Raw genomic sequence first — 14,396 nt, 5'->3', positions numbered from 1 at the left:
ACGGGCACGGCACCATGGAACGCCACACCGTCGAACCCCGGCCCGACTGGCAGCGGACGGTCGAGGAACAGGGGCTCGTCTACCCCCTGACCCGCCACCCCGACGGCTCGCTGCGCCCGTACTGGGACGAGAGCGCGTACTACTCCTTCTCGCTGCCCGAGGTCGAGGCCCTGGAGGAGGTCGTCGAGGAACTGCACGCGCTGTGCCTGGCGGCGGCCGCGCACATCGTCGAGCACGACCGCTTCGCCGAGCTCGGGATCACCGACCCCAAGCTGGCGGGCCTGGTCGCCGAGTCCTGGCGACGGCGGGCCGAACTCCCCTCCCTGTACGGCCGCTTCGACCTCCGCTACGACGGCACGGGTCCGGCCAGGATGCTGGAGTACAACGCCGACACCCCCACCTCCCTGGTGGAGGCGGCGAGCCCCCAGTGGTTCTGGATGGAGGAACGATTCCCCGGCGCCGACCAGTGGAACTCCCTCCACGAGCGGCTCGTCGACGCCTGGAAGCGCCAGGCCCACCTCCTCCCGCCCGGCCCCGTCCACTTCGCCCACTCGGACGGCGACGAACTCGGCGAGGACCTGATGACGGTCGCGTACCTGCGCGAGACCGCCCAACAGGCCGGACTCGACACCGAGGCGCTCTCCGTCGAACGGATCGGCTGGGACCGGCTCTCGCGCCGCTTCGTGGACGACCGGCTCCGCTTCATCCGCAGCTGCTTCAAGCTCTACCCGTGGGAGTGGCTGACCACCGACCGCTTCGGCCCCCACGTCCTCGACACCCTCGACAACGGCGGCGGCACCGGCACGACCTGCTGGATCGAACCCGCCTGGAAGATGCTGCTCTCCAACAAGGCGCTCCTCGCGATCCTGTGGGAGCTGAACCCCGGCCACCCCAACCTGCTGCCCGCCTACCTCGACGGGCCGCGCGAACTCGCCTCCACCACCGGCTGGGTCGCCAAGCCGCTGCTCGGCCGCGAGGGCGCGGGCGTCACCCTGCACGAGGCCGGCACGGAGCCCTTCGTACGGGACGGGGAGGCCTGCTGCTACCAGGAACTGGCCCCCCTGCCCGACTTCGACGGCAACCGGGTGGTGCTGGGGGCGTGGGTCGTCGAGGACGAGGCGGCGGGCTTGGGGATCCGGGAGTCGACGGGCCTCGTCACCGACGAATACGCCCGCTTCCTCCCCCACGTGATCCTGTAGCCCCCGCGCCCCCGACGTGGGCGCACCCGCCGGGGCGTTGCCCCCGCCCCTCCGTTGTGGGCAGGCGTTCCGCCGGGGCGAGGGGGGTCCCCCCTGCTCGAGCGAAGCCGAGAGCTCGGGGGAGGGTGGGCACAACGGAACGGCGCCCCTGCCGGCGCCAGAGGCTCCCGCGCCTGGACCCGCACCGGCAGGTACGGCACACACGGGGTGCGGGTCCAGGCGCGTAAGGCGGGGGTACCGCCCCGGCGGGCGCGCGCCCGCACGACGGGCGCACCGCCCGGGCGTCAGTCCGACAGGACGCCCCTCAGCTGCTCCAACCCCCAGTCCAGGTCCTCCTTCGAGATCACCAGCGGCGGCGCGATCCGGATCGTCGACCCGTGCGTGTCCTTCACCAGGACGCCGCGCTCCATGAGCCGCTCCGAGATCCGCCGGCCCGTCCCCTTCGAGGGCACGATGTCGACGCCCGCCCACAGCCCGCGCCCGCGCACCGCCTCCACCGAGCCGCCGCCCACGAGCAGCCCCAGCTCCGCGTGGAGGTGCTCGCCCAGTTCCGCCGCCCGCTCCTGGAACTCGCCCGTCCGCAGCATCGCGATGACCTCCAGGGCCACCGCGCAGGCCAGCGGGTTCCCGCCGAACGTCGACCCGTGCTCGCCCGGCCGGAACACCCCGAGCACGTCACGGTCGGCCACCACCGCCGACACCGGCACCACCCCGCCGCCCAGCGCCTTCCCGAGGACGTACACGTCCGGCACCACGCCCTCGTGCTCGCACGCGAACGTCCGTCCCGTCCGGCCCAGGCCCGACTGGATCTCGTCCGCCATGAAGAGCACGTTCCGCCGGCGCGTCAGCTCCCGCACCCCCGCCAGATAACCGGCCGGCGGGACCAGGACCCCCGCCTCGCCCTGGATCGGTTCGAGCAGCACGGCCACCGTGTTCTCGGTGACCGCCGCCTCCATCGCCGTCAGGTCCCCGTAGGGCACGATCTCGAACCCCGGCGTGTACGGCCCGTAGTGGTCCCGCGCCTCGTGGTCCGTCGAGAAGCTCACGATCGTCGTCGTCCGGCCGTGGAAGTTGTTCGCCGCGACCACGATCTTCGCGTGCCCGTCCGGCACGCCCTTCACCTCGTACCCCCACTTCCGGGCGGTCTTCACGGCCGTCTCGACCGCCTCCGCCCCCGTGTTCATCGGCAGCACCGCCTCCTTGCCGCACAGCTCCGCGAGCCGCGCGCAGAACTCGGCGAACCGGTCGTGGTGGAAGGCGCGCGAGGTCAGCGTCACCCGCTCCAGCTGCGCCTTCGCCGCGTCGATCAGACGCCGGTTGCCGTGCCCGAAGTTGAGCGCCGAGTACCCGGCGAGCATGTCGAGGTAGCGACGGCCCTCGACGTCGGTCATCCAGGCGCCGTCCGCCGAGGCGACGACGACCGGAAGGGGGTGGTAGTTGTGCGCGCTGTGCGCGTCCGCGGAAGCGATCGCCTCTTCTGTCCTCGACACGGGATCTCCGTTCGTCCTGCGGCTCGGGGGGTACGTGTGGCCCCCTTCTTATCGTCGCTCGGATGCCGGACAGGGAAACCTCGGCGGCGGCGCGCCCGCTACTGTGGAAACACGCACGGCGACTGGCGTACGGGGAAGCGACCCCGGGGGAGCCGCGCGCGCTCCACCACACGAGGTGCCGCCCGCCTGGGCATCACGGGATCCCGGTCCCGTGCGCACCTCAGCCCGGGACCGTTCCACCGAACGCCCGGAGGACACCACCATGACCGCCCCGCAGCAGCACCCCGCCCTCGCCGCCGCCGACCCCGAGCTCGCCGCCCTCGTCGGCGCCGAGGAACGGCTCCAGGCCGAGACCCTGCGCCTCATCCCCAGCGAGAACTACGTCTCCGCCGCCGTGCTCGAAGCCTCCGGCACCGTCCTCCAGAACAAGTACAGCGAGGGCTACCCCGGCCGCCGCTACTACGAGGGCCAGCAGAACATCGACCAGGTCGAGACCCTCGCGATCGAGCGCGCCAAGGCCCTCTTCGGCGTCGACCACGCCAACGTCCAGCCCTACTCCGGCTCCCCGGCCAACCTCGCCGTCTACCTCGCCTTCGCGCGGCCCGGCGACACCGTCATGGGCATGGCCCTGCCCATGGGCGGCCACCTCACCCACGGCTGGGGCGTCTCCGCCACCGGCAGCTGGTTCCGCGGCGTCCAGTACGGCGTCCGCCAGGACACCGGGCTCATCGACTTCGACCAGGTCCGCGACCTCGCCCTCAAGGAGCGCCCGAAGGTCCTCTTCTGCGGCGGCACCGCACTGCCCCGCACCATCGACTTCGCCGCCTTCGGCGAGATCGCCCGCGAGTCCGGCGCCGTCCTCGTCGCCGACGTCGCCCACATCGCCGGCCTCATCGCGGGCGGCGCCCACCCGTCCCCGGTCGGCCACGTCGACGTGATCTCCACGACCACCCACAAGACCCTCCGCGGCCCGCGCGGCGCCATGCTGATGTCCACCGAGGAGCACGCCAAGGCCCTCGACAAGGCCGTCTTCCCCGGCCTCCAGGGCGGCCCCCACAACCAGACCACCGCCGCCATCGCCGTCGCCCTCCGCGAGGCCTCCCTGCCCTCCTTCCGCGACTACGCCCACGCCGTCGTCGCCAATGCCAAGGCCCTCGCCGAGGCGCTCCTCGCCCGCGGCTTCGACCTGGTCTCCGGCGGCACCGACAACCACCTGATCCTGATCGACCTCACCCCCAGGCAGGTCCCGGGCAAGATCGCCGCGAAGGCCCTCGACCGGGCCGGGATCGTCGTCAACTACAACACCGTCCCCTACGACACCCGGAAGCCCTTCGACCCCTCCGGCATCCGCATCGGCACCCCCTCCCTCACCTCCCGGGGCCTCACCACGGACCACATGGCGAAGGTCGCCGAGTGGATCGACCGCGCCGTCACCGCCGCCGGCGAGGGCGACGAGGACACCCTCCGCACGGTCCGCGCCGAGGTCGCCGACCTCATGGCCGCCCACCCGGCCCCGGGCCTCCCGGTGTGACCGGCGAGACACCCCCCGGGGACCGGTGGCCCCGCACTCCCGTCCCACGGGAGCGCGGGGCCACCGGCCGCGCCGTGCTCCCGGTCGCGTCGGGGACCGGGTCCGCGCGCTCCCGACGGACGGGCAGTCGGGGAACGGTTCCCACACCTGAGAGAATGATGTGCATGGCCTCTGACAGTCCCCGCGTGCTCTCCGGAATCCAGCCCACCGCAGGTTCGTTCCACCTCGGCAACTACCTCGGCGCCGTCCGCCAGTGGGTCGCCCTGCAGGAGACCCACGACGCCTTCTACATGGTCGTCGACCTGCACGCGATCACGGTCCCGCAGGACCCCGCCGAGCTGCGCGCCAACACCCGGCTCGCCGCCGCCCAGCTGCTCGCCGCCGGTCTCGACCCGGAGCGCTGCACCCTCTTCATCCAGAGCCACGTCCCCGAGCACGCCCAGCTCGGCTGGGTCATGAACTGCCTCACCGGCTTCGGCGAGGCCTCCCGCATGACCCAGTTCAAGGACAAGTCCGCCAAGCAGGGCGCCGACCGCGCCACCGTCGGCCTCTTCACGTACCCGATCCTCCAGGTCGCGGACATCCTGCTCTACCAGGCCGACCAGGTTCCGGTCGGCGAGGACCAGCGCCAGCACATCGAGCTGACCCGCGACCTCGCGGAGCGCTTCAACGGCCGCTTCGGCGAGACGTTCACGATCCCCAGGCCGTACATCCTCAAGGAGACGGGGAAGATCTACGACCTCCAGGACCCGACGATCAAGATGAGCAAGTCGGCGTCCACGCCGAAGGGCCTCATCAACCTCCTGGACGACCCGAAGGTCACCGCGAAGAAGGTCAAGAGCGCCGTCACCGACACCGACACGGTGATCCGCTTCGACCCGGAGAACAAGGCCGGCGTCTCCAACCTGCTCGGCATCATGTCCACGCTCACCTCCACCTCCGTCGAGGACCTGGAGAAGAGCTACGAGGGCAAGATGTACGGCGCGCTGAAGACGGATCTCGCCGAGGTCATGGTGGACTTCGTCACGCCCTTCAGGGCCCGCACCCAGGAATACCTGGACGACCCGGAGACGCTGGACTCGGTCCTGGCCAAGGGAGCGGAGAAGGCCCGCGCGGTCGCCGCGGAGACGCTGGCGCAGACGTACGAGCGGATCGGCTTCCTGCCCGCCAAGCACTGAGACGGCACTGAGTCCAAGGACCCTGGCCGAAAGGGTGGTGCAGGCCGCACACTGGCGCTGCACCACCCGTACACATTTCGACGGACGACGGAGGAGAACGACGTGGGGACCGTAACGCTCGGCGTTTCGATCGCGGTCCCGGAGCCCTACGGCAGCCTGCTCCAGGAGCGGCGCGCCGGCTTCGGGGACCCGGCCGCGTACGGCATCCCCACGCACGTCACCCTGGTACCGCCGACCGAGGTCCCCGAGGAGCGGCTGCCGGAGATCGAGGCCCACCTCGCGGGCGTCGCCGCCGAGCACCAGCCGTTCCCCGTGCGCCTCAAGGGCACCGGCACCTTCCGCCCGCTCTCCCCGGTCGTCTACGTGAAGCTGGAGGAGGGCGCCACCCCCTGCCACCGCCTCCAGCACCGCATCCGCGACGAGGCCGGGCCGCTGGTGCGCGAGCTCCAGTTCCCGTACCACCCGCACGTCACCGTGGCGCACGGCATCTCCGAGGAGGGGATGGACCGGGCCTTCGAGGAGCTCGCGGGGTACGAGGCGGCCTGGACCTGCCGCTCCTTCGCGCTGTACGAGCAGGGCCCGGACGGGGTCTGGCGGAAGCTGTACGACTACGAGTTCGGCAGCGGCCGCCCGATCGCCGCCGTCCCCGCCCAGGGCGGCAGCCCCGTCGACACCCCGACGCCGACGGCCTGACCCGCCGGGCCGGTCCGGAGCCGTACGTCACACCGGCAGACGCCGGAACAGCGGCCTCGGCACGTGCCGTACCGCCGCCATCACCATCCGCAGCGGACCCGGCACCCACACCGTCTCCGAGCGCCGCCGCAACCCCAGCTCGATCGCGCCCGCGACCGCCTCCGGGGTCGTCGCGAACGGCGCCTCCGCGAGCCCGGCCGTCGCCTTCGAGCGCACGAACCCGGGCCGCACCACCATGACGTGCACGCCCGTGCCGTGCAGCGCGTCCCCCAGGCCCTGCGCGAAGGCGTCGAGCCCCGCCTTCGACGAGCCGTAGATGAAGTCGGCGCGGCGCGCCCGCTCGCCCGCCACCGACGAGAGCACCACCAGCGAACCGTGCCCCTGCGCCTGGAGCGCGCCCGCGCACACCAGACCGGCCGAGACGGCGCCCGTGTAGTTGGTCTGCGCGACCCGGACGGCGGCGGCCGGATCCGACTCGTCGCGCGCCTGGTCGCCGAAGACCCCGAAGGCGAGCAGCACCATGTCGACGTCCCCCTCGGCGAAGACCTTCCCGAGCCGCTCCTCGTGCGACGCGGTGTCGAGCGCGTCGAAGGGCACGGTGCCCACGTCCGCCCCGAGCCCGCGCAGCGAGTCGGCGGCGGCCGTGAGCGCGGGGGAGGGGCGGCCCGCCAGCCGGACCGTGCGGGTGCGGCGCGCGATCAGCCGGCGGGCGGTGGCGAGCCCGATCTCGGAGGTGCCGCCGAGGACGAGCAGCGACTGCGGGGCACCGAAGGCGTCCTTCACGTGAACTCCTTGAGGTCCTTGAGGCCCTGAGGTCCTTGAGGCCCTGAGGCCCTGAGGTCCTAGAGGCCGAGACGGCGGGCGAGGTCCGAGACGAAGACGGACCGCGGGTCGAGCGCCGCGCGCAGCGCCCGGAACTCGTCGAGCCGGGGGTACATCGCGGCCAGGGCCTCCGGCCGGACCCGGGAGTCCTCGGCGAGGTCGACCCGGCCGCCGGCGCCCGCGACCTCCTCGTCGAGCGCGTCGAGGAAGCGCCCGAGCCCGGGCAGGCCGGTGGGGAGGCCGAGGGCGAGGGCCCAGCCGGGGAGGGGGAAGGAGAGCGGGCCGGGGCCGCCCGCGCCGAACCGTCTCAGGACGGCGGGGAAGGAGGGCAGGCCCCGGTCCGCGATCCGCCGCACGATCCGCCGGAGGGCGTCCTCCCGCCCGTACGGGACGACGAACCGGTACCGGACGAAGCCCTCGGGCCCGTGGATCCGGTTCCGGTGGGGGATGCCGTCGAAGGGGTGGAAGAAGGCCGGCAGTGACCGGAGGCGGCCGGCGGCGCGAGGGGACCCGCGGTACCAGAGCTCGTTGAGGAGCCCCACGGACGTGCGGCCGAGCGGTCCGCCGGGGACGTACGGCGGCGGTGCGGGCAGTCGTCCCGGCCGGAAGTCCAGCGGCGCGCGGCGGGCCCGGTGGCGGCGGGGCAGCGCGTGGTACGGCACGTGGTCGCCGCGGGTCAGGACGGCGCGGCCGGTGGCGGCGCCCCGGGCGAGCAGGTCGATCCGGGCGGCGGAGTAGCGGTACCGCCGGCCGTCGTCGGCGAGCCGGGCCAGCAGCGCGTCGAGGTCGGGGACGCGCTCGGTGTCCACGCGCATCAGGGAGGTCTCGACGGGCAGCAGCCGCAGGGTGGCCGTGAGGATCACGCCGGTCAGGCCCATGCCGCCGGTGGTGGCGTCGAAGAGCGGGGTCCCGGGCGGCACGGTGCGGATCCGCCCGTCGGCGGTGAGGAGTTCGAGCGCGGTCACGTGCCGGCCGAAGGAACCCGAGACGGGGTGGTTCCCGCCGTGGACGTCGGCGGCGATCGCCCCGCCGACGGTCATGTACCGGGTGTCGGGGGCGACGGGGACGAACCAGCCGAACGGCAGCAGCGCCTCCGTCAGCCGGTGCAGGGTGACGCCCGCCTCGCAGACGACGAGCCCGGCGGTGGTGTCGACGGCCGGGATCCGGTCGAAGCCGGTCATGTCGAGGACGGTGCCGCCGGCGTTCTGCGCGGCGTCGCCGCAGGCGCGTCCCAGGCCGCGGGCGACGACGCCCCGGCGACCGGGGGCGAGGACGGCCTCGACGGCCTCGGCGTGCCCGCGGGGCCGGTGCACGCGCGCGAGGGTGGGAGCGGTGCGGCCCCAGCCGCTGATCGCTTCGCAGTCCTCGTCGGGGACGCGGGTCTCGACAGCCATGGAGGTGACCGTATAGCCCGATATGGCGTTTATGCCGGTATTACGGAGCGGCTCGTCGGGACGGATGCCCGAAGGAACGCAAGGGACACCGGGAAAGAACCCGCACGGCCCGGCACCGGCCGCGCCGTACGGGATGTCGGTCGCGGGTCCCCGAGCCCCGGCGGGGGATTCTCGTACCTGAGTGACCCGAGTGATCGACGGCGCGAGGAGCAGACGTACGACATGGACTGGCTGACCAGACTCCCCGTCATCGGCCCGTGGATCGCCCGCCTCATGCGGACCCATGGCTGGCACGCGTACGAGACCCTCGACGCGGCGCACTGGACGCGGCTCGCCGCCGCGATCACCTTCGTCTCCTTCATCGCCCTCTTCCCGCTGATCACGGTCGCCGCCGCGATCGGCGCCGCGCTCCTCACCGACGACCAGCTCGACACCATCGAGAAGAAGATCGGCGACCAGGTGCCCGGCATCTCCGACCAGCTCGACATCGGCGGGCTCGTCGCCAACGCCGGCACCATCGGGATCGTCGCCGGCGCCGTCCTGCTCGTCACCGGCATCAGCTGGATCGGCTCCGTGCGGGAGTGCCTGCGCGCGGTCTGGGGGCTCGACGACGTCGAGGGCAACCCGATCCTGCTCAAGGGCAAGGACGCGCTGATCCTCCTCGGCCTCGGCGGCGTCGCGCTCGGCTCGCTCGCCGCGTCCTGGCTCGGCTCCACCGCCGTCGGCTGGAGCGCCGACCGGCTCGGCATCTCCGGCGAGGGAGCGGGCGGCTACCTGCTCCAGACGGCCGCCGTCCTCGTCGCCGTCGTCGCCGACTTCCTGATCCTGCTGTACGTGCTGACGCTGCTGCCGGGCGTCGAACCGGCCCGCCGGGACCTCGTGACGGCGGCGCTGATGGGCGCGGTCGGCTTCGAGCTGCTGAAGCTGCTGCTCGGCGGCTACATGAAGGGGGTCGCGGCGAAGTCGATGTACGGGGCGTTCGGCGTCCCGGTCGCCCTGCTCCTCTGGATCAACTTCACCGCGAAACTGCTGCTGTTCTGCGCGGCCTGGACGGCTACGGAGTCGCGCCGGCAGCGCCCTTCGGATCCGGAGCCGAGGCCGGGGCCGGGGTCGGATCCGGGGTCGGAGCCGAGGCCGGGGCCGGAGTCGGATCCGGGGTCGGATCCGGGGTCGGGGACTCCTCCGAAGACTGCTCCGGGGACCCCTCGGGTGACGGGGAAGGGCGCCGCCGGGGCGCCGCCGACCCGGCCAGCGGCCAGCGGCGGTTGACCAGGAAGGCGGCCGCGGCCAGGAGGACGGCGACACCACCCGCCACGCCCAGCGCGATCGCCATCCCACCGGTCTTCCCGACGGGGGCCGCCGCGTGGACCGGCTTCTGCGGCGCGTCCTTCCCGGCCGCGGGGGCCGTGCCGTCCGCCGGGACGGGGGACGCCGTGCGCGCCGAGAGCGGCGGCACCAGCTCGCCCACCGGCGTCACCTTCCCGGAGGCGGCGAAGCCCCAGTCGAGCAGCCGGGCGGCCTCCCGGTAGACCGCGTGCTGCTCCTCCGAGGAGGGGTTCATGACGGTGACGAGCAGCACCCTGCCGTTGCGCTCGGCGACCCCGGTGAAGGTGGCGCCCGCGTGCGTGGTGTTGCCGTTCTTGACCCCGGCGATGCCCGGGTACGGGGCGACGCCGATGTCTCCGGTGAGGAGCCGGTTGGTGTTCTGGATCTCGAAGGTCTCGCGCTTCTTGCCCGGCTTGGCCTCGCCGGGGAAGACGGCGCGGGCCGTGGCGGCGTACGCGCGGAAGTCCGCGTTCTGCATCCCGTGGCGGGCGATGAGCGTCAGGTCGTACGCGGAGGAGACCTGGCCCGGGGCGTCGTAGCCGTCCGGGGTGACGACGTGGGTGTCGAGGGCCTGGAGTTCGACCGCCTGGTCGTTCATGTCCTGCACGGTCTGCTGGAGACCCTTGTTCATGCTGGTCAGCACGTGCACGGCGTCGTTGCCGGAGCGGAGGAAGACGCCGAGCCACAGGTCGTGGACGCTGTAGGTCTGCTTCTCCTTGATGCCGACCAGGCTGGAGCCGTCCCCTATCCCGGCCAGGTCCGCGGTGGTGACCAGGTGGTTCCGCGTCTTGTTGGAGAACTTCGGCAGCAGGGTGTCCGCGAAGAGCATCTTGAGCGTGGAGGCCGGGGCGAGCCGCCAGTGCGCGTTGTGCGCGGCGAGGATCTGCCCGCTCTCCGCGTCCGCGACGATCCAGGAGCGGCCGGACAGCTCCTTCGGCAGCACCGGAGCACCGGGACCGAGCCGCACCTGCGTCCCCGGCGTGCCGAGCAGGGCGCCGCCGACCTTGGACATCACGGCGGGGGGCCTGGGCTGCTTGTCCTTCCCGTCCTTTCCGTCCGCGTGCGCCGCGGGCGCGGCGGTGACGAGCGGCAGGAGCACAGCAGCGGCGACCGCCCAAGCGGTCTTCTTCGAAGCAGACACGGTCGAGAACGTACAGGTACGCCCAACCGATCCGAACCCCGGCAGGCGGTTCACCCGCCCTCGTCCACCCGGAAGCGGGGGCCGGGAGGCCGACGGTGATACTGGGGTCATGAAGCTCAGCCGCCGCGTCTCCTGGTTCCTGCTCGCGTTCGGGGTGTGGAGCTGGTTCATTTGGATCACTTTCTACATGTAGCTAACCGGTAGAGCTTCAACGACAGGAAAGAGCAGGTGAGAGACCTTGACCCCCTTCGTTTCGCCCATGGGAGCCGAGCAACTGGACACCGTGCGGGTGGCTGTCTACGCCCGGCAGTCCAAGGCGCGCCCCGACTCCTCCGAGGCGTCGCCGGAAGCCCAGGTGGCAGCCGGTGAGGCGCTGGCGGCGAGCCGGGGGTGGGAGGTGATTCACACGTTCAAAGACGTCGGTCGGTCCGGATGGGATCCCAACGCCCTCCGCCCGGGATTCGAAGACCTCATGTCCGCTGTCCGCGCGGGTGAGGTCGACGTGGTGGTGGTCAACGAACTGTCTCGGCTGACCCGCAAGGGCGCGCACGACGCGCTGGAGATCGACAAGGAGTTCAAGAAGTACGGAGTCCGCTTCGTCTCCGTACTCGAACCGTTCCTCGACACGTCGAACCCGATCGGCGTCGCGATCTTCGCGTTGATCGCAGCACTCGCGAAGCAGGACAGCGACATCAAGGCGGAGCGCCTGCGCGGAGCCAAGGACGAGATCAGGACGGTCGGTGGCCGGCACTCCAGCTCGGCGCCGTACGGCATGCGGGCGGTGCGCGAGAAGATCGGCAACCTTGTCGTCTCCGTCCTGGAGCCGGACGAGGACAACCCGGACCACGTCGCGATCGTCAAGCGCATGGTGGAGATGTCGTTCGCCGGAATCTCCGACAACAAGATCGCGACGACGCTGGAATCGGAGGATGTACCGGCGCCCGGCGAGGCCGAGCGGCGTGCCACCGAGAAGCGAATGGAGTTCATCAAGAAGCGGCGCGTGTCGAAGGAGGACAGCCCGATCCGCTGGCGAGCCCAGACGGTGCGCTGGATCCTTTCCCACCCGGCCATCGGTGGCTTCGCCAGCGAGCGCGTGAAGCGCGGCAAGGCGTACGTGAACGTGATCGCCCGGGAGGAGGGCGGGTCGCCCCTGACTCCCCACCGAGGCGTCGTCGCGGGGGCCAAGTGGTTGGAACTCCAGGAGCAGCGCAGCAAGCGCAATAAGACGAACAGGCAGCCTGGCGGACAGGCCACGCCCACACTCCTGAGCGGGTGGCGCTTCACCACCTGTGGGCTCTGCACGGGGTCCATGGGGCAGAGCAAGAACAACGGCGGACAGGACTACTACATGTGCGCCAACCCCAAGGGGCACGGCGGACTGAGCATCAAGCGCAAGGACGCCGACGACTACGTGGCCCGGCGCGTTTGGGCACGTCTTGCCGCTGCGGACGTCGACGACAACGAGGACAGGGAATGGTTGGCGGAGGCGGCACTCCGATTCGCGCTCCAGCGCGACCTGTCCGGAGTCCAGGAGGAGCGGCGCGAGACGGCGGCGCACCTTGAGCACGTTCGGAACTCCATCGCCGAACTCCAGGCCGACCGCAAGGCGGGGCTCTATCGGGGGCGGGACGAGCTGGCCATGTGGCGCGCGACGATGACGCAGTACCGGGCTTTCGAGGACCAGTGCACGGCCAGGTTGGAAGCACTGGACGAGCAGACCACGGCAGCGATCCAGGTTCCCTCGGACTGGTTCGAACCGGGCGAGGACCCCTTGGGCGCCGGCTCCCCTTGGGCGGCGTGGGACGTGTTCAAGCGACGCGAGTTCCTGGACCTGTTCCTCTCCGGCGTCTCCATCGGCCCCGGCCGGGACCCGGAGTCCCGCAAGTACATCGCCATCGAGGAACGCGTGACGCTCCACTGGCGGGCCCTTGAGACGGACGAGGACCACGAAGACGACGAAGAGACGCTAGCCGCTCTCTGACACTCGCCGAAGCCCCGGTAGTCCCTCGCGGACCGCCGGGGCTTTGCTGTGCCCGCAGCGGGGCCGACCAGCGGGCGGAGGCATGGCGGTATGACGGTTCAGAGTGTTTTTTCGTATGCACAAGAAAAAATAAGGAGAAAACCAAACCGTGCATCGAAACGCCATCCCGTCATGCTCGGCCGCCAGGATCTTCCCGCTCTCTACACCACAGTGAGGGGCCGAGCGGCACGGCTCGCGGCGTACAGACGGCGCGGGAATCTGCTGGTCCCCACAACACGGTGAGGGACCGCACAGAACCACCGAGCACGCCGCACCGCGGGTGCCGGGGAACCTCTGGTCCCTACCAGTTGCAGCGCACCGGCACGCGTGGCAGTGCCGCCAAACAGATAGGCATAAATGGTCATGGGGGAAATTCTCAGTGGAGCAGGTTTTCTGGACGGGCCGAGGAACAAGGGGCAGATCCAGGCCGATGCTGGAAGCGGGACGAGCGGATGGAGGAACTGGCAGCGCTCAAGGTGTCGAACCCCGAGACGTTCGACCGTCTGAGCCCGACCGTGCGGATGAGTCTCGGCTACTACGAGCAGGACAAGAATCTGGCTGCCGAGCACGGCCGCGATGTGACCAACGGGGGTAAGTGAGCATGGCTGGCGAGATCGAGAAGGCTGCCGAGCGGGTGGCGAAGCTGCGCGCACAGGCTGAGAAGTTCGCCGAGCCGCTGGCCGCAGCGGAAGCCGAGTTGGAGGCTGTCCGGGAGGCGGAGGCAGCGCGCCGTGCCGATCGAGAGAAGGCGTACGACCGCAAGGTGGTCGACACGTGGATGGAGCGTGCGCAAGAGGCCGTCGACTCCGGAGACGAACCCCACAAGCGGTTCATGGAGGCTCTTGCGGCCGAGCCCTGGTTCGCGGCGTATGTCGAGTACCGGTCGGCTCGCTACAAGCATGGCCACGTACTGACTGAGGCTCAGCGCTCACAGACCGCGCTTCGTGAGGTCATGACGGTGCCAGAGCCCCGCTTGTACGACGTCGCGCTTCTGGACGAGATTCAGAACGCAGTGGAAGCGCAGGCGGCAGCGCTGGGAGCCAAGTTCTCCGAGGAACTGGACGCGCAGCGCGAAGCCTTCGTTGCGGAACGGGGCTGACGATGGCCGTTGACGCGCTGGACCCGGGCCCGAACGGGGACTACCCGTACTTCCCACGTGATGCGCAGGGACGGCGCCTCTGGTCCGACTCGGCTGACGCCGTGGAGGGTGGCACAGCGATGCCCCGCGGCGTCCAGCAAATGCGCGATCCGGCAATCCCCGGTGGCGTCGTGATGGTGGATGTCACACCACGCCTGCCGGACGGCTCTCCCATCAACCCGTCGACCATCCCGCCCAACGGAACGACCCCTGCCTAGTGCAGGGGTCGTGTGGCAGAGCGCGGGGGACTGCACCGCCCATGAGTAACCGGCTCGTCCGCGAGTCGCCGAAAGGGGTCGTAAGCGCGTGCGGTCCCCATCGTGTCCGGCCGGTCCCGCAGACGAGGACGACCAAGCCCACCTGACCCAATGAGCCGTTTTCATCCTGTCTCTGTGGGGTGAAATGGCAGGTCAGCAGGGGTGTGCAACGAGACGAGGCTCCTGGTCGTTGCGGTGGTGTTCTCT

The 14,396-nt window shown here is 71.3% G+C and carries 11 protein-coding genes, 1 pseudogene and 1 riboswitch; of the genes and pseudogenes, 8 read left to right on the top strand and 4 right to left on the bottom strand.

Annotated elements, in window-relative coordinates; all coding sequences use genetic code 11:
• Positions 1-14: 14 nt before the first annotated feature.
• Positions 15-1,199, top strand: a complete 1,185-nt coding sequence (locus ACFYUZ_RS08020; protein ID WP_389307050.1) for a glutathionylspermidine synthase family protein — start codon at positions 15-17, stop codon at positions 1,197-1,199.
• Positions 1,200-1,483: 284 nt separating this feature from the next.
• Here the strand turns inward: ACFYUZ_RS08020 and rocD are convergent, their stop codons facing one another.
• Positions 1,484-2,689, bottom strand: a complete 1,206-nt coding sequence (rocD, locus tag ACFYUZ_RS08015) for an ornithine--oxo-acid transaminase (protein WP_389307049.1) — start codon at positions 2,687-2,689, stop codon at positions 1,484-1,486.
• Between the two features lie 108 nt (positions 2,690-2,797).
• Positions 2,798-2,888: riboswitch (ZMP/ZTP riboswitch) on the top strand.
• Between the two features lie 63 nt (positions 2,889-2,951).
• On the opposite strand from rocD, the gene glyA reads away from it, so the two are divergent.
• From glyA to ACFYUZ_RS08000, 3 genes are all read left to right on the top strand, one after another.
• Entirely contained in the window at positions 2,952-4,220 is a 1,269-nt protein-coding gene (gene glyA / locus ACFYUZ_RS08010) for a serine hydroxymethyltransferase (protein WP_389307732.1), read from the top strand.
• Between the two features lie 164 nt (positions 4,221-4,384).
• Positions 4,385-5,398 (top strand): tryptophan--tRNA ligase, encoded by a 1,014-nt coding sequence (gene trpS / locus ACFYUZ_RS08005; protein WP_389307048.1) that lies wholly within the window; start codon positions 4,385-4,387, stop codon positions 5,396-5,398.
• A 102-nt stretch (positions 5,399-5,500) separates the two neighbouring features.
• Positions 5,501-6,091: a 2'-5' RNA ligase family protein gene (locus ACFYUZ_RS08000; RefSeq protein WP_389307047.1), complete on the top strand. Its 591-nt coding sequence runs from the start codon at positions 5,501-5,503 to the stop codon at positions 6,089-6,091.
• A 27-nt stretch (positions 6,092-6,118) separates the two neighbouring features.
• On the opposite strand, the gene ACFYUZ_RS07995 is transcribed toward ACFYUZ_RS08000, so the two are convergent.
• Together ACFYUZ_RS07995 and ACFYUZ_RS07990 are read right to left on the bottom strand one after the other, a co-directional pair.
• Positions 6,119-6,874, bottom strand: coding sequence for a decaprenylphospho-beta-D-erythro-pentofuranosid-2-ulose 2-reductase (locus ACFYUZ_RS07995; RefSeq protein ID WP_389307046.1), 756 nt, complete (start codon positions 6,872-6,874; stop codon positions 6,119-6,121).
• A gap of 59 nt (positions 6,875-6,933) precedes the next feature.
• Positions 6,934-8,307 (bottom strand): FAD-binding oxidoreductase, encoded by a 1,374-nt coding sequence (locus ACFYUZ_RS07990; RefSeq protein WP_389307045.1) that lies wholly within the window; start codon positions 8,305-8,307, stop codon positions 6,934-6,936.
• Between the two features lie 222 nt (positions 8,308-8,529).
• Here ACFYUZ_RS07990 and ACFYUZ_RS07985 point away from each other — a divergent pair, with 222 nt between their 5' ends.
• Positions 8,530-9,576, top strand: coding sequence for a YhjD/YihY/BrkB family envelope integrity protein (locus ACFYUZ_RS07985; protein WP_389307043.1), 1,047 nt, complete (start codon positions 8,530-8,532; stop codon positions 9,574-9,576).
• Positions 9,577-9,919: 343 nt separating this feature from the next.
• Here the strand turns inward: ACFYUZ_RS07985 and ACFYUZ_RS07980 are convergent.
• Positions 9,920-10,645 (bottom strand): annotated as a pseudogene (locus tag ACFYUZ_RS07980) (D-alanyl-D-alanine carboxypeptidase family protein); the annotation flags it as partial.
• Between the two features lie 388 nt (positions 10,646-11,033).
• Between ACFYUZ_RS07980 and ACFYUZ_RS07975 the strand changes: the two are divergent.
• The 3 genes from ACFYUZ_RS07975 to ACFYUZ_RS07965 all read left to right on the top strand — a co-directional run bounded on the left by ACFYUZ_RS07975 (position 11,034) and on the right by ACFYUZ_RS07965 (position 13,893).
• On the top strand, positions 11,034-12,755 hold the full coding sequence (locus ACFYUZ_RS07975; RefSeq protein WP_389307042.1) for a recombinase family protein: 1,722 nt from the start codon (positions 11,034-11,036) through the stop codon (positions 12,753-12,755).
• A gap of 491 nt (positions 12,756-13,246) precedes the next feature.
• Positions 13,247-13,393, top strand: a complete 147-nt coding sequence (locus ACFYUZ_RS07970; protein WP_389307041.1) for a hypothetical protein — start codon at positions 13,247-13,249, stop codon at positions 13,391-13,393.
• Positions 13,394-13,395: 2 nt separating this feature from the next.
• Positions 13,396-13,893 carry a hypothetical protein gene (locus tag ACFYUZ_RS07965; protein WP_389307039.1) on the top strand — a complete coding sequence of 166 codons (498 nt, stop codon included), beginning with the start codon at positions 13,396-13,398 and terminating at the stop codon, positions 13,891-13,893.
• Positions 13,894-14,396: the final 503 nt, after the last annotated feature.

Origin of the sequence: Streptomyces sp. NPDC004266 (assembly GCF_042874095.1) — a bacterium.
GTDB lineage: Bacteria > Actinomycetota > Actinomycetes > Streptomycetales > Streptomycetaceae > Streptomyces.
This window is presented reverse-complemented; position numbering and strand designations above follow the sequence as displayed.